24 protein-coding genes are annotated in these 22,707 nt (G+C 63.2%); 3 read left to right on the top strand and 21 right to left on the bottom strand.

Features of this window, described 5'->3' with window-relative positions; all coding sequences use genetic code 11:
- Window positions 1-11: 11 nt before the first annotated feature.
- The 8 genes from MESS4_RS25230 to MESS4_RS25195 all read right to left on the bottom strand — a co-directional run bounded on the left by MESS4_RS25230 (window position 12) and on the right by MESS4_RS25195 (window position 8,912).
- On the bottom strand, window positions 12-1,088 hold the full coding sequence (locus tag MESS4_RS25230; RefSeq protein ID WP_006337125.1) for an ABC transporter ATP-binding protein: 1,077 nt from the start codon (window positions 1,086-1,088) through the stop codon (window positions 12-14).
- Window positions 1,085-1,885 (bottom strand): ABC transporter permease, encoded by an 801-nt coding sequence (locus tag MESS4_RS25225; protein WP_006337124.1) that lies wholly within the window; start codon window positions 1,883-1,885, stop codon window positions 1,085-1,087. Before MESS4_RS25225 ends, MESS4_RS25230 begins: the two co-directional genes overlap by 4 nt.
- A gap of 1 nt (window position 1,886) precedes the next feature.
- Entirely contained in the window at window positions 1,887-2,747 is an 861-nt protein-coding gene (locus MESS4_RS25220) for an ABC transporter permease (RefSeq protein ID WP_006337120.1), read from the bottom strand.
- A 169-nt stretch (window positions 2,748-2,916) separates the two neighbouring features.
- Window positions 2,917-3,921 carry an ABC transporter substrate-binding protein gene (locus MESS4_RS25215; protein ID WP_006337119.1) on the bottom strand — a complete coding sequence of 335 codons (1,005 nt, stop codon included), beginning with the start codon at window positions 3,919-3,921 and terminating at the stop codon, window positions 2,917-2,919.
- Between the two features lie 81 nt (window positions 3,922-4,002).
- Window positions 4,003-5,478 carry an aldehyde dehydrogenase gene (locus tag MESS4_RS25210; protein WP_006337118.1) on the bottom strand — a complete coding sequence of 492 codons (1,476 nt, stop codon included), beginning with the start codon at window positions 5,476-5,478 and terminating at the stop codon, window positions 4,003-4,005.
- A complete protein-coding gene (locus MESS4_RS25205; protein WP_006337117.1) occupies window positions 5,475-6,533 on the bottom strand; it encodes an LLM class flavin-dependent oxidoreductase in 1,059 nt (352 codons plus the stop codon). The genes MESS4_RS25210 and MESS4_RS25205 overlap by 4 nt, the downstream gene beginning before the upstream one ends.
- Before the next feature lie 5 nt (window positions 6,534-6,538).
- Window positions 6,539-8,332 (bottom strand): alpha/beta fold hydrolase, encoded by a 1,794-nt coding sequence (locus tag MESS4_RS35045; RefSeq protein WP_006337116.1) that lies wholly within the window; start codon window positions 8,330-8,332, stop codon window positions 6,539-6,541.
- Entirely contained in the window at window positions 8,325-8,912 is a 588-nt protein-coding gene (locus MESS4_RS25195; RefSeq protein WP_006337115.1) for an amino acid synthesis family protein, read from the bottom strand. The genes MESS4_RS35045 and MESS4_RS25195 overlap by 8 nt, the downstream gene beginning before the upstream one ends.
- A gap of 140 nt (window positions 8,913-9,052) precedes the next feature.
- Here MESS4_RS25195 and MESS4_RS25190 point away from each other — a divergent pair, with 140 nt between their 5' ends.
- Window positions 9,053-9,730, top strand: a complete 678-nt coding sequence (locus tag MESS4_RS25190) for a GntR family transcriptional regulator (RefSeq protein WP_006337112.1) — start codon at window positions 9,053-9,055, stop codon at window positions 9,728-9,730.
- Window positions 9,731-9,803: 73 nt separating this feature from the next.
- Here the strand turns inward: MESS4_RS25190 and MESS4_RS25185 are convergent, their stop codons facing one another.
- From MESS4_RS25185 to MESS4_RS25160, 6 genes are all read right to left on the bottom strand, one after another.
- Window positions 9,804-10,832 (bottom strand): hydroxyacid dehydrogenase, encoded by a 1,029-nt coding sequence (locus MESS4_RS25185; protein WP_006337111.1) that lies wholly within the window; start codon window positions 10,830-10,832, stop codon window positions 9,804-9,806.
- Window positions 10,833-10,955: 123 nt separating this feature from the next.
- Window positions 10,956-11,627 carry an N-acyl homoserine lactonase family protein gene (locus MESS4_RS25180; RefSeq protein ID WP_244441212.1) on the bottom strand — a complete coding sequence of 224 codons (672 nt, stop codon included), beginning with the start codon at window positions 11,625-11,627 and terminating at the stop codon, window positions 10,956-10,958.
- Between the two features lie 93 nt (window positions 11,628-11,720).
- Window positions 11,721-12,644 (bottom strand): NAD(P)-dependent oxidoreductase, encoded by a 924-nt coding sequence (locus tag MESS4_RS25175; protein ID WP_006337106.1) that lies wholly within the window; start codon window positions 12,642-12,644, stop codon window positions 11,721-11,723.
- Window positions 12,645-12,711: 67 nt separating this feature from the next.
- Window positions 12,712-13,002, bottom strand: a complete 291-nt coding sequence (locus MESS4_RS31305) for a heterodisulfide reductase-related iron-sulfur binding cluster (protein ID WP_006337104.1) — start codon at window positions 13,000-13,002, stop codon at window positions 12,712-12,714.
- 29 nt (window positions 13,003-13,031) lie between these two features.
- Window positions 13,032-13,712 carry a (Fe-S)-binding protein gene (locus MESS4_RS31300; protein ID WP_157385668.1) on the bottom strand — a complete coding sequence of 227 codons (681 nt, stop codon included), beginning with the start codon at window positions 13,710-13,712 and terminating at the stop codon, window positions 13,032-13,034.
- 495 nt (window positions 13,713-14,207) lie between these two features.
- Entirely contained in the window at window positions 14,208-14,444 is a 237-nt protein-coding gene (locus MESS4_RS25160) for a hypothetical protein (protein WP_006337095.1), read from the bottom strand.
- A 268-nt stretch (window positions 14,445-14,712) separates the two neighbouring features.
- Here MESS4_RS25160 and MESS4_RS25155 point away from each other — a divergent pair, with 268 nt between their 5' ends.
- A complete protein-coding gene (locus MESS4_RS25155; protein WP_006337093.1) occupies window positions 14,713-15,045 on the top strand; it encodes a hypothetical protein in 333 nt (110 codons plus the stop codon).
- Window positions 15,046-15,063: 18 nt separating this feature from the next.
- On the opposite strand, the gene MESS4_RS25150 is transcribed toward MESS4_RS25155, so the two are convergent.
- The 3 genes from MESS4_RS25150 to MESS4_RS32670 all read right to left on the bottom strand — a co-directional run bounded on the left by MESS4_RS25150 (window position 15,064) and on the right by MESS4_RS32670 (window position 16,851).
- Window positions 15,064-15,243: a hypothetical protein gene (locus MESS4_RS25150; RefSeq protein WP_006337092.1), complete on the bottom strand. Its 180-nt coding sequence runs from the start codon at window positions 15,241-15,243 to the stop codon at window positions 15,064-15,066.
- Between the two features lie 156 nt (window positions 15,244-15,399).
- Window positions 15,400-16,614 (bottom strand): FAD-binding oxidoreductase, encoded by a 1,215-nt coding sequence (locus MESS4_RS25145; protein ID WP_006337090.1) that lies wholly within the window; start codon window positions 16,612-16,614, stop codon window positions 15,400-15,402.
- A 72-nt stretch (window positions 16,615-16,686) separates the two neighbouring features.
- Window positions 16,687-16,851, bottom strand: coding sequence for a DUF3309 family protein (locus tag MESS4_RS32670; protein WP_006337089.1), 165 nt, complete (start codon window positions 16,849-16,851; stop codon window positions 16,687-16,689).
- 280 nt (window positions 16,852-17,131) lie between these two features.
- Here MESS4_RS32670 and MESS4_RS25140 point away from each other — a divergent pair, with 280 nt between their 5' ends.
- The gene (locus tag MESS4_RS25140) at window positions 17,132-17,905 is read left to right on the top strand and encodes a glucose 1-dehydrogenase (protein ID WP_006337088.1); all 774 of its coding nucleotides are present in this window, start codon (window positions 17,132-17,134) and stop codon (window positions 17,903-17,905) included.
- Window positions 17,906-17,962: 57 nt separating this feature from the next.
- Here the strand turns inward: MESS4_RS25140 and MESS4_RS25135 are convergent, their stop codons facing one another.
- The 4 genes from MESS4_RS25135 to MESS4_RS25120 form a co-directional block, all read right to left on the bottom strand.
- Entirely contained in the window at window positions 17,963-19,246 is a 1,284-nt protein-coding gene (locus MESS4_RS25135) for an FAD-binding oxidoreductase (protein WP_006337087.1), read from the bottom strand.
- Between the two features lie 67 nt (window positions 19,247-19,313).
- Window positions 19,314-20,150: an N-acyl homoserine lactonase family protein gene (locus tag MESS4_RS25130; protein WP_006337086.1), complete on the bottom strand. Its 837-nt coding sequence runs from the start codon at window positions 20,148-20,150 to the stop codon at window positions 19,314-19,316.
- Between the two features lie 11 nt (window positions 20,151-20,161).
- Window positions 20,162-21,157: an ABC transporter permease gene (locus MESS4_RS25125; RefSeq protein ID WP_006337078.1), complete on the bottom strand. Its 996-nt coding sequence runs from the start codon at window positions 21,155-21,157 to the stop codon at window positions 20,162-20,164.
- Window positions 21,154-22,683 (bottom strand): sugar ABC transporter ATP-binding protein, encoded by a 1,530-nt coding sequence (locus MESS4_RS25120; protein WP_036242074.1) that lies wholly within the window; start codon window positions 22,681-22,683, stop codon window positions 21,154-21,156. The genes MESS4_RS25125 and MESS4_RS25120 overlap by 4 nt, the downstream gene beginning before the upstream one ends.
- Window positions 22,684-22,707: the final 24 nt, after the last annotated feature.

Here is a 22,707-nt window from a genome sequence, read left to right as displayed (position 1 = left end):
GTCGCTGTCGACTAGGCCGGAAACAGGAACGCGGCGCCCGGATCGAAGAAGACCTGCCTGTGGCGCGGCGTTGCCTCTTGCGAGGCCATGGCGGCTGAAGTTGGCCGGATGTCGATCTCCTGTCCGGCGGCGGTGCGTGCAACGATGCGCCGGCGCTCGCCGTAGAAGGCGACATCGACGATCTCGACGGCGAGTTCCGCGCTCGTCGGGCTCCGCTCGAGACGAAACGCTTCCGGCCGGATCATCAGCCTGGTCTTTTGTCCCCGTTCGAACCTGCCGTTGGCGCTTATGCCGGAAACGAGCGAGCCGTCGCCGAGGCGGATTGTTGCCGCGCCGCCGACGGTTTCGAGATGTTCGGCGGCCAAAAAGTTCGAATTGCCGATGAAGCCGGCGACGAAATCGGTCGCTGGCCGCAGATACAGGTCCTCGCCGGTGCCAGTCTGCTCGATGCGGCCATCCCTGAACAGTGCGATCCGGTCCGACAGATGCAGCGCCTCTTCCTGATCGTGGGTGACGTAGAGAATGGTGACGCCGGTCTCGCGATGGATGCGGCGGATTTCGGCCTGGATCTCCTCGCGCAATTTCTTGTCGAGCGCCGACAGCGGCTCGTCCATCAAAAGGATCGGCGGGTCGTAGGCCAGCGCGCGGGCCAGTGCGACGCGCTGTTGCTGGCCGCCTGACAGCGCGCCCGGCAGCCTTTCGGCGAAGCTTTCGAGCCTGACAAGGCCAAGCATGTCGGCGACCTTGCGCTTGACCTCGGCCTCGGGACGGCGGCGAACGCGGAGCGGGAAGGCGACGTTTTCGGCGACGCTCAGATGCGGAAACAGCGTGTAGCGCTGGAAGACCATGCCGATATTGCGTTTGTGCGGCGGCACCGCAAGCAGCGACTTGCCTTCCAGCAGGACATCACCGGAGCTTGGATCCTGGAAGCCGGCGATCGCATAGAGGGTCGTCGACTTTCCCGAACCCGATGGGCCGAGGAAGGTCAGGAACTCGCCCTTGGGGATGTCCAGCGTCACGTCGTGCACGGCGGTGAAGGCGCCGAACGCCTTGCGTAATTTGCGTATGGAGAGGAAGGGCTGGGTCATGTCTGGAACCTTCGGCGCAGCAGTGCCGTCACGATCATCAGGGCAAGCGTCAACCCGACCAGCAGGCTGGAGGCGGCGGCGATCACCGGGCTGAGATCGGCTCGCAAGCTGCCCCAGATCTTGACGGGCAAGGTCTGCAAGGTGGGGCTGGCCATGAAGATCGCGACAACGACTTCGTCCCACGATGCGAGGAAGGAGAAGATCGCGGCGGAGAAGATGCCGATCCGGATCGACGGCAAGGTTATCCTGAGCTTCGCCTCGAGCGGGCTGGCGCCGCAGACGATTGCAGCGTCCTCGATCGACTTGTCGAAGCCTTCGAGCGCCGTGGCGATCGGAATGATGGCGAAGGGCAGGGCAAGGACCGTGTGGGCAATGACGAAGCCGATGGTGGTACCGCCGAGACCAAGGCGGAGGAAGAATGCATAAATGGCGATGGCGAAGACCACCACCGGCAACACCATCGGCGTCAGCAGCAGGCCACGCAGGATTTCGCGCCCGCGAAAACGTCCGCGAACCAGCGCGAACGAGGCGAGCAGGCCGATCAAGACGGCAAGCAGCGCCGTCATCGTGGCGATCCTGGCGCTGGTGAGTGCTGCTTCGAGCCATGACGGATCGGCGAAAAGCTCCTGGTACCATTTGAGCGTCCAGCCGGGCGGCGGAAAGGCCAGCCAGCGCGACGAGCCGAAGGAAAGCAGCACGATGAAGACCACGGGGAGCAGCAGGAAGGCGGCGACCAGCGTGGTAAAGCAGAGGAGAGCAACCCTCAGCCATCCCATGCGGTCATAGTCGAGCAGCATTTCACGCGCCTCCCGTGGCGCGCCTGGCGCCGACAAGGCGCAGTTGCAACGCGTAGAGCGCCATGGTGACGACGAGCAGGATGAAGGCGGCGGCGCTGCCCAACCCCCAATTGAGCAGCGACTGGATCATCTGCGCGATCATTTCGGCAAGCATCATGTTCGATGTGCCGCCAAGCAGCGCGGGCGTGACGAAATAACCGAGCGACATGACGAACACCATCAGGCCGCCGGCGGCGATGCCTGGCAGCGACAGCGGCAGCAGGATGCGGCGGAATGCCTGGAAAGGGCTTGCGCCACAAAGCGCGGCGGCGCGAAGCGTCATCGGATCGATCGCCCGCAAGGTGCCGACCAGCGGCAGGATCATGAAGGGCAGCATGATGTAGACCATGCCGATGGTGACGCCGGTCAGATTGTTGATGAGCGGCAGCGGCTGGTCGATGATGCCTGACGCCATCAGCGCCCGGTTGATGACGCCGGTGCGCTGCAGCAGCACCATCCAGGCATAGGTGCGGGTCAAGAGATTGGTCCACATCGACAGGATGATGACACCGAAGACGATCGAGGCGAGCGCCGGCGGCATGATGGCGAGCATCCAGGCGACCGGAAAGGCGACCAGCACGGTGACGATGGTGACGACCGCGGCGACCAGGAAGGTGTTGAAGAATACCCGCGCATAGGTGCCATCGCCGAGAAGGGCTGAATAATTCTGGAGACCGGGGGCGGGTTCGGTGACGCTGCGCAGCAAAAGCGCCAGCACCGGGACGACGAAGAAGAGCCCGATCAGGATCAGCGCCGGCAGCAGGCTGCCGAGGCCTCCCGGCATCCGCATCGTTGCGATGCTTCGCTGCGTTTCCACCGACATGGCGATACCTTGGTACGGAGCAGGACGGCCTATTCCGTCCCGCTCCTTGTCATGAAAATGCCGGGCGCTAGAGCGGTTCATCGTTTCAAGGAAACGCAGAACCGCTCTATCTCTTTGTTCTGGCGCAATTCCGGACGGAAAACCGTTTCACACTTTTCCTGGAATTGCTCTATTTCGCCTGCCACGCATACCAGCGTTCGGCGATCTCGTCGCGGTGCTCGGCCCAGTAGTTCATGTCGAGATTGATCTGCCCGTCGACATGGGCATCGGGCAGCGCCTTGACCGCATCGGCGGGCATTTCGGCCTTTGCCTTGGTGTTGATCGGCGCGTAGCCGCTTGCTTCGGCGAACTTGGCCTGGCCGGCGGCACTGCTGGCCGCGGCCAGGAACTTCATTGCCGCTTCCTTGTTCTTGGCGCCTTTCGGCACGACCAGAACGTCGGCGGCCGTCAGGTTCTGGCTCCAGGATGCGCCGACATCGGCGCCGTCCTTCTCCAGCGCAAAGACGCGACCGTTCCACAACTGGCCGAACGCTGCCTCGCCGGACGCGATCAATTGCTGCGATTCCGCGCCGCCGCTCCACCAGACGATGTCCGACTTGATGGTGTCGAGCTTCTTGAAGGCACGGTCGAGATCGAGCGGATAGAGCTTGTCGGCCGGCACGCCGTCGGCCAGCAACGCAATTTCGACGACGCCGGGCGCCGACCATTTGTAGAAGGTGCGCTTGCCCGGGAATTTCTTCAGGTCGAACATGTCGGCCCAGCCGGCCGGTTCGCCTGACACCGCGCCCTTGTTCCAGGCGAGCACGAAGGAATAGTAGAAGCTGCCGACCGCATGGTCGGTGGTGAAGCGCGGGTCGAGGTCGGCCTTCGGCACGGCGGTGAAGTCGATCGGCTCGAGGAGGCCGTCCTTGGCCGCCTTGATGGCGAAATCCATCTCGACGTCGACGACATCCCAGCTCACATTGCCGGCGTCGACCATGGCCTTCAGCTTGCCGTAGTCGGTCGGGCCGTCCTGCAGGACCTTGATGCCGGACGCGGCCGTGAAAGGTTCCGCCCATGACTTGGTCTGGGCTTCCTGGGTCGTCCCGCCCCAGCTGGTGAATACCATGTCCTCGGCCTTGGCGGCCGTCGTGGTCAGAAGTCCGGCAAGGATGCCGGCGAAGATCAGTTTCATGTCGTTCTCCTCTGTTTGTTGTCGTTGTTCATTGCACCGCCAGATCGTTTTTGCCCGGCTGTGTTCCCTGGTCCGCGGCGTTTACCGCATGACGAAGGGATCGGGGATCGGCTCGTCCGAGGTGCGGATCCAGACCGATTTCGAGCGCGTGTAGTCGCGGATTGCGTTCATGCCGCCCTCGCGGCCTAGCCCGGACTGGCCGTAGCCACCGAATGGCACCAGCGGCGAGACGGCGCGGTAGGTATTGATCCAGACCACCCCGGCGTGGATACCGCGGGCCATGCGGTGCGCCTTGGCGAGGTTGGTGGTGAAGACGCCTGACGCCAGGCCGAATTCTGTATCGTTGGCGAGCGACAGCGCATGCGCCTCAGTGTCGAAGGCCAGCGCGCTCAGCACGGGGCCGAACAGCTCTTCGCGCGCGCAAGCCAAGGTCTGATCGGGCGCCTCGATGATCGTCGGTGCGTAGTAGAAGCCGGCAGCGTGACCCTTGGGTTGTACCCCGCCGGTGACCAGCCGGCCGCCATTGGCGAGACTTTCGGCGACGATCCTTTCGATCCGTTCGCGCTGGCGCGAGGTCGCGAGCGGTCCCATTTCGGTCGCAGGGTCTTGTGGGTCGCCGATCCTGATGGCTTCGGCCTTCCGCTGCACCCGGTCGAGGAATTCGTCCTTCACCGAGCGCTCGACCAAAAGCCGCGAGCCGGCGACGCAGCTCTGGCCGGTGGCGGCGAAAATGCCGGCGACGACGGCGTTGGCGGCACTGTCCAGGTCAGCATCGGCGAAGACCACGACCGGGCTCTTGCCGCCGAGCTCGAGCGTCGTATAGGCGAGGTTCTCCGCCGTGTTGACGACGATCTGCCGGGCGGTCGCCGGGCCGCCGGTGAAAGCGACGCGGGCGACGAGCGGGTGGCTGGTCAGGCGGTGCCCACAATCGTGGCCGAAGCCGGTCAGGATGTTCACGGTGCCGGCCGGGAATCCGGCTTCGTGGACGAGCTCGGCGAAGGCGAGCAGCGGCGCCGGGCCGTCCTCGGAGGCCTTCAGCACAATTGTGCAGCCCGCGGCCAGCGCCGGGCCGAGTTTGACCGCCGACAGGAAGAGCTGCGAGTTCCACGGCACGAGAGCGGCAACGACGCCGATCGGCTCCGGGCGGATCGTCACCTCCATATCCGCCTTGTCGATCGGCACAAACGAGCCTTCATGCTTGTCGGCGAGCCCGCCGTAGTAGCGATAGTAGTCGCCGACATAGGCAATCTGGGCGCGGGTCTCGCGGATGATCTTGCCGGTATCGCGCGTCTCGAGTTCGGCCAGCCGATCGGCGTTGGCAACTACCAGATCGCCGAGCTTGACCAAGAGTTTGCCGCGCGTGGTCGCCGTCATCGATGCCCACGGGCCGGAGCGCAGCGCCCGGTGCGCGGCTTCGACGGCCCGGTCGACATCGGCCACAGATGCCGCGGGCATTTTGGCCCATGGCGCACCAGTCGACGGATCGATGCTGTCGAAGGTCGCCGCAGCGTCCACGAAGCTTCCGTCCATGTAATTCCTGAATTCGATGGTGCTCATCGCGATCCCACTTGCGGCTCGGAAAAAGCCGGCATCACCTTGTCGATGAAGAGCTGGAGCGATTTCTTCTTGCGCCGGTGCGACAGGCCGCTGTCGATCCAGATCGAATACTGGTCGTAGCCTTGGGCTTCATAGGTCTTCAGCCGGGCGATCACCTCGTCGGCTTCACCGATGACGAGATTCTGCCTGATCTTGTCCGACGCGTATTGCGGCATGGCCGCGATCTCGGCCTCCGTCAGCGGCTCCAGAATACCCTGATGCGCCGGCTTCTTGTTCTGGAACCAAGCGCCGAACTGGCAGTAGAATTGCGACAGGTCCTGCGCCAGACGGTCGGCTTCGGCTGCGTCCTCAGCCACGAATGTGTGCATCAGAAGCATGATTTCCGGCCGCGGCGTTTCCGGATGGACCTGGCAGGCGGCGTTGAAGCGTTCCATCAGGCTCGCCACCTCGCCGTCGCCGGAGGCAAGCGGCGTGACTTGCACATTGCATTTGCTGGCCACCGCGAAATCGTGCGAATTTGGATCACGCGCCGCCACCCAGATCGGTGGATAAGGTTTTTGCAGTGGCTTGGGCGACGAGGTGGTGGACGGGAACGACCAGAACTCGCCGGAGAGTTCGAAATCGCCATCCCAAAGGCCTCGGATCGCCGGCACCATCTCGCGCATGCGCTGGCCCGCGCCCCACGCTTCCAGCCCGGGGAAGAGCCGCTGATATTCATAGCTGTAGGCGCCGCGCGCAATGCCGATATCGAGCCGGCCGCCGGTGATGACGTCGGCCATCGCCGCCTCGCCGGCGAGCTTGATGGGATGCCAGAACGGCGCGACGATGGTGCCGGTGCCCAAGCGGATGCTTGTCGTCCTCGCACCGAGATAGGCGATGTTGATGAACGGGTTCGGCGAGATGGTGAATTCCATGCCGTGATGTTCGCCGATCCATGCGGTCTCGAAGCCCGCCTGCTCCGCGAGGAGCACAAGCTCCTCCAACTCCGCCAGCAATTCGGAATGCGACTTCGCCAGATCCGAACGCTCCATGTGGACGAAAAGCGAAAATCTCATCGGTCTCACCCGTGGCCGGAGTGAAGGGTTGCGGCAGGCGCTGGTTTGGCAAGCGGCCGGACTTCGCCTTCGACCTCATTGCCGACATAGACGCCGAATTGATCCTCGGTGCGTTCGCGCGCGTAGCGGTCAAGCATCGAACGCACCGCCGGGTCGGCGATCTTCAGACCGGCGATATGCTCGATGTCGACAAGCCTGACCCGGCGATCGTCGGAGTAGGGGCCGTCAACCGTGCCGCGATAGTAGACATGTGCGCGCGAAGGGTCGGCTGCATCGTCCCATACCGCGAACAGGAAGCCGAGCTGCGCGTCGATGGCCCTGGCGGCAAGGCGCCCCTTGAGACTGCGCGCGTCACCGGCTGTGCCCAACCCACGCCCGGCCGGCAATTCGTGAAACCCGTCGGCGGTTTCGAAGAACAGAACACGGCCCTCATTTTCGAGGATGGCGCCGACTTCGGTCTCAGGGGGTGCTGCCGCAAGGGCCTCCTGGCTGAGGCCGGGCGTGACGTAAGCGCCCCGGCAATAGCCAAGCGGCTGTGCGCCATTGTGACTGAAGTCGCGGACGCGGCCGATGAGGATCGAATGGTCGCCGGCGTCGACCAGTTGCTCCATGCCGCAATCGAATACTGCGACGGAACCGTCGATCAGCGGATTGCCGGTCTGGCCCGGCTGCCAGGCGACGGCGGCGAATTTGTCCACGGCCTTGGATGCGAAGATGCCGGATTCGGTCTTCTGGCTTTCGGACAGGATGTTGATGGCGAAACCTCTGGATGTCGAAAACGCGCTATGTCCCAACGCTTTCTTGGCGATGCAGACAAGCACCAGCGGCGGCTCGAGCGAGACCGAGGTGAAGGAGTTGGCGGTGAAGCCGCGCGGTTCGCCTTCGGCGCCGATCGTCGTGACGATGGTGACGCCGGTCAGGAAAGAGCCCAGCGCCCGCCGGAATTCGGTGATGTCGAATGCGGGATCGACCCCGGCGCTTGCGGCATCCGTGGGGTTTTCGAGAAAGACGTTGATATGCTGAGTCACTTTCTCAGGCGAAGCTATTGTCATCATATGCTTTTCGCCGTTCAAGACCAGGCATCGGCCGTTCGGTGCAAGCCGTGCCATCGCGGCCGACATTGCGGGTGTCGAATTCCTGTCTTCCGATCCGGTCATGAACAGTGCCGGGTGGCTAAGTCCAGCAAGGCGGTCGCCGTGCTCGGCGTCGGCATGGGCAAAGAGACGGTAGGTGCGGGCATAGCCTTGCGCGTCGACGCTTTCGAGTGCGGTGCGCGCCGTCGAGGCGGCACCGGCCAGATCGGCCGGGATCGGATCGCCGAACCAGCGGGCAATCGTTGCGGCAATGGCTGAATGATCGCTGTGATGACCCAGCGCCGCAGCGCGTTCGCGTACCGCCTGCGCCAACGCCGGAGGGCGGCGGAAGACCGCGTTGAGGCAGACGACCGAGTTCACCCGCGAAGGGGCGCGAAGCGCAATTTCCTGAGCGACCAGCGCGCCCATGGAATGGCCGACCACCGATACGCTATCGAGGCCAAGATGGTCGAGCAGGCGGATCGCCTGATCGGCGAAGTCCCGAAGTTCGGCATTTTCCGGCGGCAAGGGCGAACCGCCATGGCCGAGCATGTCGATGGCGATCAGGTCGTGGCGATCCTTCATCATCTCGATTTGCGGCTGCCAGATCGAAGCACTCATGCCAACGCCGTGGATGAGGAGAACCGGCGCGCCGGAACCGGCCCGGATGAAGCCGGTGCCATCCGGAGCCGTGCCGCGAACCCATGCGGAGGCGGCGTCAGCCATGCAGATCTCCGACCTCCTTCAAATCCTGATAGCGGTCGCCGATGCGGTGATGCGGGCGGCCACCGATGGAAGCGCCGAGCGCCACCACCAGTTCGTCGGGGGCGGGCGCATCGCCGATCTGGAAATGCACGGTCAGATAGTGCGAGCGGCGGCCCTCGTCGTTCTTGTCCATTAGCGGGATTATGATCGGCGTGTTCGGTCCGCCGCGCAGATTGGTGAAGGCGAGGTAGGTCTTGGCGCCGACGGCGCGACGATAGTGATTGCCGAAATGCAGCGTATGGATCAGCGCCGATGCGTGCTCGATCTCGCCTGACGTGCCTGAGATGGCGGCCTTGCCATAGGCTTCTATCGCCTCGCCTGAGCCAGCGATCGCAATGATCTCGCGGGTCAGCGTTTCGCCGAGCACCGGAGCGATGGCCCGGATCTCTGGAGAAAGATCTTCGGTGAAACCGCGGCCAGCCCAGGGGTTCGTCAGCACCGCGGCGACACCGATCAGGCGCAGCGGCCGGGGTGCTGCCTTCCCACCTTCGATCAAGGTGTTCTCGACATAGGTCACGATCTTGCGAATGGCCGGCTTCATGCAAATCCTCGGTCGAAATGGCGCAACAGGCCGTCGTCATCCCTATCGCGTCTTATGGTATACCATGTTATGGAGAACCATGAACCTTGTCAATCAACCATGGAATCTGTTTTTGTGGCGGGGCGAGGAGCGGAGAAGAAATGGCTGACGATACGCTTCGGATCGACCGCTCTGCCAAGACTCTGCGGACGCTGGCACTCGAGCGCATGCGCGAGGCGATCATGGACTTCCATTTTCAGCCCGGCGAAAGGCTGATCGAGCGGCCGCTTTGCGATCAGCTCGGCGTCAGCCGTTCGGTCGTGCGCGAGGTTTTGCGGCAATTGGAGGCGGAAGGCCTCGTGCAGATGATACCGGGCCATGGGCCCGCCGTGGCGAAGCCCGATCTCGGCCGTACCGACGAGATCTACGAGCTGCGCGCCTTGCTGGAAGGCATTGCGGCGCGGGCTTGTGCGAACTCGGCCACCGACGGGCAGATCACTGTACTCGATGGAACGCTGGAAAAGCTTCTCGAAGCCTGGGCGTCGGGTGCGCCGGTCGAAGTGATGCGGGCGACGACCAGATTCTACGAGGCGCTGTTCGATGCAGCGGACAAGCGCATTGCCTGGGAGATCGTCACCGGACTGAACGTTCGCATCAACCAGCTGCGTTCGATGACGATTGCTTCGGAGAACCGCCGCGAGCCGGCGATCGCCGAAATGCACGCGATCATGGACGCCATCCGGTCACGCAAGCCGGAGGCGGCGGAAGCGGCGGCCAGGCGCCATGTCGAATCCGCCTGGCGGATCGCCCGCAACGCGCTTCGCCTGGGTCCAGTGTAATTTAACCTGCAAAAAACAGCCTCGCGCGAGCGGGACCGTTTTTCGCGCAGCGCAGCGATTGCGGGCTAAACGATCAGTTCTTGTCGACAGGCTTCGACCGCATCCGCGAAACGGTCTCGCGCTCGGCCCGCTTGGAGCGCATCGGCGGCAGGCCGCGGTCGATCAGGTCCATGTCTTCCAGCACCATGTCGCCCATGCGCTTGAAGGCGATGTCGAGCGCGCCGGCCCGGTGGGCGGAGCGCAGGAAGCCGGGCAGCGCGCGCACGGGATGGTCCTTGGCCAACGGCTCGTCCGGAAACACGTCGCTGGCGGCGACGATGTGGCCGCTGCGAACGGCATCCATCAGCGCCGGAAAATCGACGACACCGGCGCGGCTGAGCAGGATGAAAGCCGCTCCCCTGCGCATTTTCGCGAAGGCGTCCGCGCCAAGGAACCCCTGGTTCTCGCTGGTGACGGAAGCGACGACGAAGACGAAATCGCTCTCCGACAGGACCGTATCCAGCGTGGTCGACTCGACGCCGTTCTCGATGAGGATCGACGGCGGCAGCCACGGATCGAAAACCTTGGTCCGCGTGCGAAAGGCTGACAGCAGCCGGTTGAGCGCACGGCCGAGATCGCCGAAGCCGATGATGCCGACATCGGCGCCGGAGAGCAGCCGCGCCGTCTTGTTGCCGTCGCCGCCCCACAGCTCCTTGCCTTGCCGGAAGGCGAGGTCGGCATCGACGATGCCGCGGGCGAGGTTGAGAGCCATGGCGAGGCCGAGCTCCGCCACCGGTTCGGCGAACACCAGGCCGGTGGTGACGACATGGATGCCGCGCACAAACAGCGTCTCGTAGGGCATGTTGTTGATCAGGTTGCTCTCGACATTGAACACGCAGCGCAGCGCCTTCATCCGCTCCAGCACCTCTGGTGCGATCGGCGGCTGGCCGACAATGTAGCGCGCCTCGGCCAGCACATCCGCCGGCAGCGCGGCGACGTCCTCGGGCGTCGTCTCGACGATGCGATATTTCGCCCTGAAGCGCGCCAGCTGCGGCGGCGTGAAAATAAGGTCGAGCGTGCGCGGTTCCGGCGCGCTGATGACCAGCGGCAATGAATGCGACATTTCTCCTCCTCCTGCGCCGAAATCAGGGCATCCGTGCAAATCTGACTATTCGATGATTGAGCGGTTTACCAGTGTTGCCGCAGGCGCCGAGGAATGGCTGCCGAAGGGTGATTGCCCGCAAATTCACCCGAGAGGGTGCGCGAGCGCGACGATGTCCTCGACATTCTGGTGGGAGCGCGCGAAACGCTTGAGCACGAGCGGATCGTGTCCAGGAACGATATGGGCGGGTGAGCTGGCAAGCCTCTTCATCCGCTCCACGCCCAGGATCACGTCGCTCAGCCGGTCGAAGACCGGAAAGGGCTTTTGGCGTTCCATATTGGCATAGAAGTGAGCGGCGTCGGAGGCGATCCCCACGGCGCCATTATCGGTCTCGACGCGAACGACCTGCAACCCGCCATGGCCGCCGACCTTGTGCAGCGTGATGCCGGGCGCGATTTCCGATTCCGGATCGTGGAAGCAGACCTTTCCGTTATAGACACGCCGGACCATGGTGGTGACGTCCTCGACTTCGAACGGATGGCTCATCGCGTGATGGCACATGCAGCGGCCCGTCGCGAATTCCATCTCCGCATCCTGCAGGTGGAAGGTCGCGTTCGGAAACAAGTGATGATTGCCGCAATGGTCGTAATGCATGTGCGAAATGATCACGTCGTTTACGGACGCATGATCGATGCCGATGGCGGCGAGACCATCGTCGACCGGCCTGACCACGCTGCGGCCACGCTTGTCGCCGGTCGGTGCGCTTCTCGCCGACGATTGCCCAAACGAAGTAGTCCAGCGGCATGGCAACGTCATGCGTGTCGCCGCCAAGGAAATTCTCGTTCGACCGGCGCTCGAAATGGCCGTAGCGCACGGCATGGATTTCATAGCGTGCGGCGTTGCCCATCGTCAGTTCGCTTCGGCAACGCTTGGGGTCTCGGCCGAGCCGACTTGCACATGCGCCCAGGTTTCAACCGTCTTGACCATGCAGGTGAAGTCCGAATCGGGCCCGTAGAGCTGATTGGTTACGCTCAGCAACTGGCGGACCGCGCTGCCAACCACCATCGGCACGCCCATCGCCTCGGCCTCGTCGACGCAGAGCCGCACGTCCTTGAAGGACAGGCCCGTCGCGAAACCGAAATCGAAAGTGCGCGGCAGCACGGATTTCGGAAATTTGTCCTCGGTCGCGCTGTTGCGACCACTCGATGCGTTGATGACATCAAGCATGACCTTGGGGTCGAGGCCCGCCTTGACCCCCATGACGACCGCCTCGGAGGAGACGGCAAGCGCGGCGGCGGCAAGCAGGTTGTTGGCAAGCTTCATGGTTTGGGCGGCACCCTGAACCTCGCCCATGAAGAAGATTTTGCCGAAGTTCTCGATCACCGGCCTTGCCGTTTCGAAGGCCGCTTTCGGACCTGACACCATTACCGCGAGCGTGCCGTTGCGGGCGCCCTTCAAGCCGCCGCTGACCGGCGCGTCGATCATGGCGATGTTCTTTGGCGCAAGGCCTTCAGCAACCCTGGCGGCCGTGCGTGGCCCGGTCGTCGATATGTCGATGAAAATCCGAACCGATTTGCCCTCGGCGATACCGGCTTCACCGAGCACGACCTTTTCGAGGATCTGGGGACTGGGCAGGCTGGCAAAGACGATCTCGGCACTATCGGCAACCTCCCGTGCGTTGGCCGCGCCCCTGGCGCCTGCCTTGACAAGTTCCTGGACCGCCTTGGTGTCGACGTCATGGACCGTCACATCGTAGCCGGCCTGGATGAGACGGCTCGCCATCGGCGTGCCCATTTTTCCGATACCAACAAAGCCGATTTTCATGGTCGACATGATCGCTCACTCCTCGTTCGGTGCACATTTCCCATAGAGTTTGTCTCGATCTCGCGGATTGCATTCATCAGATGATATCCACGGAGGCCTCGGTTGCCGTATCGCGTGGCGGCCGCGGCACGAGAAGTTCCGCAATATCCAGGACCTTCAATTTGTCCGTCACGCCAAGCGCATCGATGGCCGCGGTGTACATCACCTTGTCCTTCGGGCAGGCCACGACGAAATAATCGATATCGCCAAGGCTCAGCGCTTCGCGGATACGGTTCTCGCTCGGCCGCTCGGTGACGCCGTCATCGCCTTGCCAGATGCGGCCGCCGCCGGCGCCGCAGCAGAAGGAATTCTCGCGACAGCGCGGCATGTCGTGAAGCGTGTAGCCGGCCGCGCGGATCAGGTCGCGTGGCGCATCGAAGCCGCCATTGTAGCGCCCGAGGTAACGGGATCGTGATAGGTGACCTTGCCGCCATCGACCACGGCGAGTTCGAGCTTTCCTGCCTTGATGAGCTCGGCCAGCAAGGCGGTATAGTGCAGGACCTCAAATGCCGCGCCGAAATGCCGATAGTCGTTCTTCAGCGCATTAAGGCTATGCGGATCGGTGGTCATGATGCGGTTGAAGGTGCATTCCGCGATCGCATCGATGTTGGACTGCGCGAGTGTCTCGAACAGGCCCTCTTCCCCGGCGCGCCGCACATCGTTGCCGCTGTTGCGCTCGGCATCGAAGAGAATGCCGAAATCGACACCGACGGCGGTCAGCAGTTCGGCCACCTTGCGGGTGATTTCCTGAACGCGCGGATCGTAGGAGGCGTAGTCGCCGACGAACCACAGCACTTCGACGGGTTCGCTGCGTGCGTCCTTGACCGGAAAGCCGAGCTCCCTGGTCCAGCGCGCCCGCATCTTGGAAGGCTTGCCCATGGAGTTGCCGAGACGGGTCAGGTTCGACAACGCATCCTGGAGGCCGGGGCTGACGCGCCCTTCGTCAACCAGATGGCGGCGCATGTCGATGATCTTCGGCAGGTGCTCGATCTCGACCGGGCACCTTCCATGCAGGCGCGACAAGTGGTGCAGGCCCACAGCGTCGCTTCCGAAATGACGCCGCCGACCAGCGGAAGCGCCGACGGCCCGGCGGCCAGCGCGTCGCGCATGTCGGTGATCAGCATTTTGGGACTGAGCGGCAGGCCCGCGGCATAGGCAGGGCAGACTGCCTGGCAGCGGCCGCATTCGGTACAGGAGAGAAGGTCGAGCTGCTGTTTCCAGTCGAACTGAGCGAGCTTGTCGACGCCTGGATTTTCACGCTCGCGCGGTACCGCCGGCGCGGTGCCGCGCGCTTGTGACAGCCATCCGGTGGCCCCTCGATGCTTGCCGCTTTGTTGTCCTGCAGGTTGAGGCGGGCTACCTGCTCTTTACGCGTCCAGATCGATCAGCGCGATGCCCAGTTCCGGACGCTTCCTTCGACGAAGATGGCCATGCGTCAGTCGGCGGTGACCAACGCATTTGAAAGCCTCGAGGTTGCCTTGTGGCTCCTTTAGGGGTCGGAGATGGATCGTGTCGGGCGTGGCCTTGCGGCGCCTAATCGCCGCCAGATCCATGGGACACTTCGGAATCGGGCAGAATTCCAAAGTCCTGCGATTTAGCGCCTTGCGACGCCGTCAAGAATCCTTCCGCAGCAAGACCGCGACGCAACAGCTCTCTCACTGCCGCCGACCTGCTTGGCATGCGCTTTTCGAAACGCCAGTTCTCAAGAGCGGCGAGTTCCTCGGCCGTCAGCATAATCTGCAATCGTTCAGGTCGCTCCAGGTCGGCCATGTCAGCCCCTCCAGCATATCAAACGAGACGAGTTAGTAAGTACCTCGATAACAGTAGAGTTAGTATTCATCTCAGAATACGTCAAGAGGGGATGTAAGGTGGTTGGCGTGCAAGGCGAACGATGGGAGACAGACGTGGATTGCGCAATCGGCAAATTCTGCTAACTAATTGATTTTATACACGAATATTTAAATTTTTTCTTGTCAAGCGCGCACTTAGAGCGCATGCTGAATCATGAGGGAAAACAGTTCCTCGAAGGAGGTTTTCCATGCGTTTTGAATATTCGGCTCAGCTGCGGGAGGATCTCAATGCCCAGGTTCTGGCCGCGTTGCGGTCCAAAGGCATCATAAATGTCGCCGCGGTCGCGGAAGAGGTACGACTGCGCAATCTCGCCGAAAACATAGCCCTTGAGGATGTCGAGTTTCTCGTCATGCAGGTCGCCCAATTCCACGGGGCACCCATGGAATTCGACGGCTTGACCGTCGTGGTGGGGACGAGCAGGTCACTGCCAGATTCGGGTTTAGAACTTCATGGCAATCCGAGGCCTGATATCGGAGACGAGTCCATTCAACTCGATGCTCACCAGGCGCAAATGCAGTAGGGCACTCGCGCGACGGATTCAAGAAAGCGGCTGACCGGATCGCTTGCTCAATATCCGTGCTTCGCGCAACAGGGAGTTGCGGTCGGTACCGATCATCGTGATCAGATCGCTCGCCTGGTCAAGGGTGATGCCGGTCTCCGCGGCCAATGAGCGTGCCAGAGCAGTCTTTTCGCGCATCTTCTGCTTGTCGTCGTCCATCGCATACGCCTCCTGATACGGAAGGAACCGCGGGCGGGAGCGATAGTTCCCTTCAAGAGGCGCCAGAGAAAGCGATCCGGCGAACGCGAGGCCGCCTCGTGTACCTGGATAGCCTCTTGTTTGTCGACTTTGTCGACGCCAGCTGCTCGCGCCGCATCAGGAGCGGCGGAATGCGAAAAGCTCTGCATCCGTGTCATCGCGGCCGCCGATTGCAGACGCAACGATCTCCGAAGCGATCTGCGAGAATGTGATGCCGTTGCCGCCATAGCCCATCACGGCATGAACGCGCGGATGACCGGGTAGGGCCCCGATATAAGGCAGCCCCGATGTCGTGGTGCCGAAGGAGCCGGCCCAGGCAAATTCGGGGCCGACGTCGAGCCTTGGGAACAGGCTGCCCAGTTTTGCCGCCAGGCGTTTGGACTTGTCGGCGGTCAGCGCATCGCGACGGGTCTCGTCGGTGAAATCCTCATCCTCGCCGCCGCAGATGACGCGGCCGTCGGCGGTTGCCCTGATGTAGAGGTAAGGATCCGACGCTTCCCAGATGAGAGCGGCGCCTGGCCAGATCTTGTCTGCTTGCCGTCCAGTGGCGATTGCCCAAGTCGAAACTATGCGGTGTGCGGTCGCCGGTATGAGATCGGTCAGTTCGTAACCCGTTGCCAATACCAGATGCTGCGCCGTGATAGTCGGCCCGAGGCTGGTGCCAACGCTAATCTGGCCACGGCCATGTTCGATGGCTGTCGCCTCGACCGGCGCATGGAAACGCGCCTTGCGGACCAGCGACCTGAGCAGCAGACCCGCGGTGAGCTTGCGCGGGTCGAGCGCAAGATTGCCATGGCTGAGAATGGCGGCGGCGCGATGGATGCCGAACCTTTCCGCGAGAGCCTGGCGGGTCAGATAGGTTGCGGCGATTCCGGCTTGTCGGCGGGCCTCCGCCTCCTCCTGCAATTCGGCCGGACGGAGCAGATTGCCGGCAAGATAAAGGGAAGGCAAACAGGTCAGGCTGCAATCGATGCCGAGTTCGGCAACCCGTCCGCTCAGATTAATTACCGCCAGGCGCGAGCGCCGCCATGCCTGTTCGGCATCGGCCTTTCCCTTGCTCGCCGAAAGTTTCGTCAGGGGTTGGTCAAGCTCGAACTGCACCAAGGCCGTCGTCGCCGAGGTCGATCCCTTCAACGGTCCGCGCCGGTCGATGCAGATCACCGAATGGCCGGCGCGCGTCAGCGCCTCAGTCGCCATGGCGCCACTGACCCCCATGCCGACGACCAGCACGTCGGTCTTTACATCCCGCGTCAGTTTTCCCGCCGGCACCGATGATGCGCGATAGGAGAACCAGACGGGCCGTCCGCCTCTCAGGTCGAGTTTGCGCTTCACCAACGCCTCCGATTTTTCAGCAAAAGCCCGCCGACCCCTAGGGAGCGGCGGGCTGGCCCGTCTCGCGGCAGGTTAGATGCGCCCGAGGACGACGAGAATGATGACGACGAGCAAGACGAGCCCCAAACCGCCGCCGCCGTAATAGCCGGTCCCATAAAATGGCCCGCCGCCCAAGCCGGAAAAACCGCCCAGCAGGGCGAGTATCAAAATGATGATGAGAATGGTTCCAAGGCCCATATTTCCTCTCCTTAATGCGGCCGCGCCACGTATGTTGCGCGGGTGCTCAGCATGAAACTCGCAAGGCAGCCTTCCTGTTCCCGGATGGAGAGCGCCGTTGCGCCGCGAAGTCGACAGGAACGGCCCGCGGCCTTGTCGATCTCACCATTGCTGACAGCGGTCATCCGCGCCTACGATGCGCGGCAGGCCTTTGATCTGGCCGCCGACAAGAGCCGAAGCATGAAGGTTCAACTGCAATTTTTACCGCCTGACGATTGGCCGCCATTTTGGGAAAGACGCTTTGACCGACCTATCGCACCTGTTCGGCCTTGCCGGCAAAACCGCCTTCATTTCGGGATCGAGCCGGGGCATCGGCCTGGCGCTTGCCAAGGCCCTCGGCAAGGCGGGTGCCGCCGTCATCATCAACGGGCGCGATGAAGATCAGGTTCAAAAGGCCCTGGGATCCCTGAGAGCATTAGGCATCGAGGCGATCGGTTCCACTTTCGATGTCACCGTGGCTGAGGATGTCGAGCGCGAAATCGGCAGGCTCACAGCGGAATTCAGGCCGATCGACATCCTCGTCAACAATGCCGGCATGCAGCACCGGGCACCCTTCGCCGATTTCCCGGCCGACATGTTCGACAAGTTGATGCGGACAAATCTCTACAGCGCGTTCTACCTCACCCAACCGGTCGTTCGGTCGATGATAGGCCGCAAACAGGGTTCCATCATCAATATCTGCTCGGTGCAGAGCGAACTCGGGCGCCCCTCGATCGTGCCATACACCGCATCGAAGGGCGCCATGAAAATGCTGACCAAGGGCCTTGCGGCGGAACTTGGCCCGCACGGCATCCGGGTGAATGGTTTGGCGCCCGGCTATTTCCAGACGGATATGAACGAGGCGCTGGTGAAGGATGCCGAGTTCTCGCGCTGGCTGGCTGGCCGGACGCCATTGGCCAGATGGGGCGAGGTGGACGAACTGGGCGGCGCGGCGATCTTCCTGGCTTCCAATGCATCGAGTTTCGTGACCGGCCAGATCATCTATGTCGATGGTGGAATGACCGGCTCCGTGTGAGTTCAGCGCGGGTCTCCCAGACATCTCCGGATCGCGCCATCATCAACGCTCACCGCATCAAAGGCCGAACCGGTCCTTCAGCCGCCCCGACAGGATCGCCGCCCTCACACCCAGCGGCCAGAACCGGTGGAACCCGATCCTCTGCACCGGCGATATCGGCATCGGGAAGGGGGCGGTCTCGTCGCCGCGAAGACGTTTAGCCAGGACGCTGCCCATCGCCGAGGCCATGGCAACGCCGCGACCATTGTAGCCGAGGCAGATCAGGATGCCGTCTTCCGGCTCGTGCACGTGCAAGAGATGATCCTTGGTGATCGCGACCCGGCCGTTCCAGCCATGTGTCCAGCGTGTTCCGGCAAGCGCTGGCCAGAGTTGCCGCGCATAGTCGGTGAGGTAGCCGATGGCGGAAGCATTCTCGATAGGACGCATTGGTCCCCGGCCGCCCATCAGGAGGCGGTTCTGCGCATCGATCCGGTAGTAGACAGTAATGTTGCCGGCCTCATAGACGACCTGCCTTTCGGGAAGGATTGCCCCGGCAACCGGGGACGGCAGCGGTTCGGTCGCAGCGATGGCGCTGAACACCGGAACGAGGGATTGCTTCAGGCCCGGCCAGAGAGTGCCGGTATAGCCGTTGGTCGCGATGAGAACCTTCTCGGCGCTGAGAGAACCGTTGGCGGTTTTGAGGAGCCACCGTCCGGCCTCGCTGCTGAGCGAGAGGACCTCGCTGTCGCCGAAGATCCGCGCGCCGGCATTTTGCGCCGCGGCTGCCAGACCAAGGGCATATTTCAAGGGATGGAGATCGCCGCCGCGGGCGTCGAACATGCCCGACATATATCTGTCCGTGCCGGTTCGCGCCGCCATCGCCTTTGCGTCCAGAATGGCGACCGGCATGCCTCGCCGCTCGCATTGCCCGGCCGTGGCCCGCACCGCGCCGGCCGGCTTCGGGCGGACGGCGGCACGTATTGTGCCGTTCTGCCGGGCGTCGCAGGCGATCGACAGTCGCTTGATGAGATCGAAGGTGAAGTCGGGCGCGCCATGGGAGAAGTCGACCATGCGCGGCCCGAGATCCGTGCCGAACCGCGCCTCTATCGTGTCGGGATCGTATTTGAGGCCGGGATTGACCTGGCCGCCGTTTCGGCCCGAGGCGCCCCAGCCCGGCTGGCGGGCCTCGATCACGGCGACGTCCTCGCCGGCTTCAGCCAGATGCAAGGCCGTCGAAAGGCCCGTGAAGCCGCCGCCGACAATGGCGATCCTTGCCCGCTGCGCACCGGCCAGGGCCGGGTAGCTGCCGGTGCCGCCGGCCGTCTCGCGATAAAGGCTTCGAGGCGGTTCGCTTTCGAGCATAGGCGATGCTCTTACGAAACAGCGGCTGGCGAAACAAGCTCTTCCTCCGCACCCAAGGCGTGCCTTCCTATCCGGCCCTGACGATACGAAACCCTTCGAGTTCCGCCACGATGGGCAGACCTTTCCACCGCTCTATGTCGTGCAGGATGATCAGTTGCCCAAGATCGCCGCCGATCTCGGTGTTGATGCGGTCGATGGTTTTAAGCTGTTCCCAGACGCTGCCGACGGCATTGTTCAGCGGCGCGTAGACGCCGTCATGCTTGTGCCCGGTGATCTGCCGGCTCGAATAGACGCAGTCGCCGGAGATGACCAGCCTGCCGCGCGCCGACTGGACGATGACGAATTGCTGCCCGATCGTGTGGCCGCTGCCCAGCCGGACATGGATGCCCGGCAGCACATCGTCCTTGTCGCCGTCGATCAGCGAGACGCGGTGTTCGACCGATGCATCGAGGGCGGCGCGCAGCGTATCGGGATCGATGATGGCGGTGAGGTGACCGAAGCGGGGAGGCAAAGCGATTGCCTCATACCAGGAAAGCAACTCGCTTTTCTGGATGTGGAGATTTGCGTTCGGGAATTCGGCGATCGATCCCATGTGATCGAAATGCGCATGGGTGACAAAAATGTCGGTGATGCCGCTGGGTCCAATGCCAAGCTCGGCCAGCATGCGAACCGGAGAGACCCAGTAGGGAATGCCAAATTTCAGCGAGAAGGCATCGCTCGATTCCTGGATGAAGCCGGTGTCGACCAATACGTTGCGGTCGCCGCGCCGCAACAGGACGAAGGAGAAGGGCAGATCGACCTTGCCGTCGTCATACATGCCGGCGACGAGATCCACCCAGGGCTGCTGCCGCGATCGGGCGAACTCGATGACATAAACGTCCCAAGGTTTGTTCTCGCTTGTCATCGTTTCCTCCTTCAGCGCTCCGCCAGCGAGCGGCCGAGACTGGCCATACCCACGGCAATGATGAGAATGGCGCCCTGCAACACATACTGCGAGAAAGTGGGGGCGCCGAAAATGTTGAGGCCGTTGAAGCCGAAGGCGATGATGAGGGCACCGACCAGCGTGCCAAGCACATGGAATTCGCCGTCACGCAGCGTTGCCGAGCCAAGAAAGACCGCGGCGAAGGCGGTGAGCAGGTAGGAGTCGGCGGCACTTGCCGTGCCGCTGCCCAGCCGCGAGGCAAGCAGGATCCCGGTCAGCGCCGCGCACATTCCCGAAATGACGAAGCCGAGGATCTTGATGCGGTCGACATTCACGCCGGCAAGGCGGGCCGCCACGGCGTTGCCGCCGACCGCTTGGATCTCCTGGCCGAGCGGTGTCCGCTCGACCAGGAGCCAAAGCCCGCCGAGAACGAGGATCATGACGATGATGTTGTTGGGGATGCCGAACAGCCAGCGGCCGAGCGAGAGCTGGAGGAATGCCTCCGGCACGCCCGCGACAATGGGAACGCCGGCGGAATAGGCGAAGGCAAGACCAGTCAGGATCGTGCCGACGCCCAGCGTCGCGATGACGGAATTGACCTTGATCTTGGTGACGATGAAGCCGTTGACGAGACCGATCACCGCGCCCAATGCGATGACGATGACCACGGCAAGCGGGATCGGCAGCTTGTCGTGGACGACAAGACCGGTGATCAGAATGCCGTGCAGGCTGGCGGCGAAGCCGATGGACAGGTCGAGTTCGCCGACGACCACGGCAAGCGTCAGCCCGCCGGCAATGATCATGGCCAGCGAGGCCTGGTTCAGTACATTGGTGAAATTATTGACGGTGGGAAAGGCTTGCGGCGACAGGATCGAGAAGGTGACGATCATCGCCAGCAGTCCGATGATTGTTCCGTAGCGGGCAAAGATGCCGAGCACTGCCTTGGTTCCGGGCGACAGACGCCGGGCGCTAATCGCAACATCGCTCATGCCGGATGATCCTCCATCAGTGCTTGCGGGTCGACGTAACTTGCCTCGACGATCGCCTTTCGCGACACGGCCTGGCCGGTCAGTTCGCGAACGATGCGGCCTTCCGCCATCACCAGCACGCGGTCGCACAGATCGGGCAGTTCGTCCGGTTCCGACGAGATCACCAGAACCGCCATTCCGGAGTCCGCCTGCTGGCGGATCAGCCGGTGGATCTCTCCGCGCGCGCCGATGTCGACGCCTCGCGTCGGCTCGTCGAGGATCAGCACTTTCGGCGTACGCTGCAGCCAACGGCCGATCGCAACCTTCTGCTGATTGCCGCCGCTGAGGCGGCCAACGGGCGTGCTGGCATTGCGCGCCTTTATCGACAGCGACCGGATCATATCGCCGGCCATTGAGGCGCGGGCGCGGCGGTTCATCAGCGGCAGGTATCGGCCGTGCACAAGCTTGTCGAGATTGGCGATGCTGAGATTGAAGGCGATGCTCTTGGACAGGAACAGCGCTTCGGCCCGGCGCTCCTCTGGGATCAATCCAAGCCCGGCGCGGACAGCCGCCGCCGGGGAGGCGGGCTGATAGGACCGGCCCGCCAGCCTCATCTCGCCGCTGTCCGGCCGGTCCGCTCCGAAAAGCAGCCGGGCAAGTTCGGTGCGCCCGGCGCCGACAAGGCCGCCAATGCCCAGCACTTCGCCGGCGTGAAGCCTAAGGCTGACGCCGCGAACTTTCGGCGCCCGCGTCAGCTTGCTTGCCTCCATCACGACATTGCCGCGCGGCCTTGCCGCGACTGTCCTTTGCGGGTTCCGGATGGCGCCGCCGACAATCGCCTCGACCAGCGCGGGCCGGTTGAGCTCTTTTCCGGCGAGCTCGGCCACGGAGCGGCCGTCGCGAAACACCGACACGCGCGAGCAAAGGTTGAGGATCTCGTCCAGCCGGTGTGAAATGTAGAGCACCGCCACTCCCGAGGCCGAGAGATCGCGCACGATCGCAAAGAGCCGTTCCGCCTCGCTCGCGGCCAGCGATGCCGTCGGTTCGTCCATGACGATCAGCCGCGCCTTGCGCACCAGGGCACGGCAAATGTTGATCAGCCATATCTCGGCCGTCGAAAGGCCCTTCACGCTGGCGTTGAGCGGTGCCGATATGCCGACGCGCCTGGCGATCGGCGCGACGTCGCGCGCGATCGCCCGCCAGTCGGTCAGCCCAAAGCGCGATTTCTTCGGCACGCCCAGCATGATGTTCTGCAGCACGGTCATGCCCGGCACGAAGGCCAGTTCCTGGTGAATGAAACTCATGCCGAGTTCGGTGGCCCGCTGCGGCGTGGCGATCTCTCGACTCTGGCCGTCGATTTCGATACGGCCGGCGTCAGGATGGTTCAGTCCGGCCAGGATGCGGATGAAGGTCGACTTGCCGGCGCCATTGGCGCCGACAAGACCATGGATTTCACCCGGCGCAATGTCGAGCGACACACCCTTCAGCGCCTGTGCGCCGCCAAAGGCCTTTGCGATATCGTGTGCGACCAGGAACGGAGTTGTCATCGGCGCCGCCTGCTGCGGCGCACC

Source organism: Mesorhizobium sp. STM 4661, from assembly GCF_000359125.1.
Lineage (GTDB): Bacteria > Pseudomonadota > Alphaproteobacteria > Rhizobiales > Rhizobiaceae > Mesorhizobium.
Note: the sequence above shows the minus strand (reverse complement) of the source record. Positions and strands in the feature narration are given on the sequence as shown.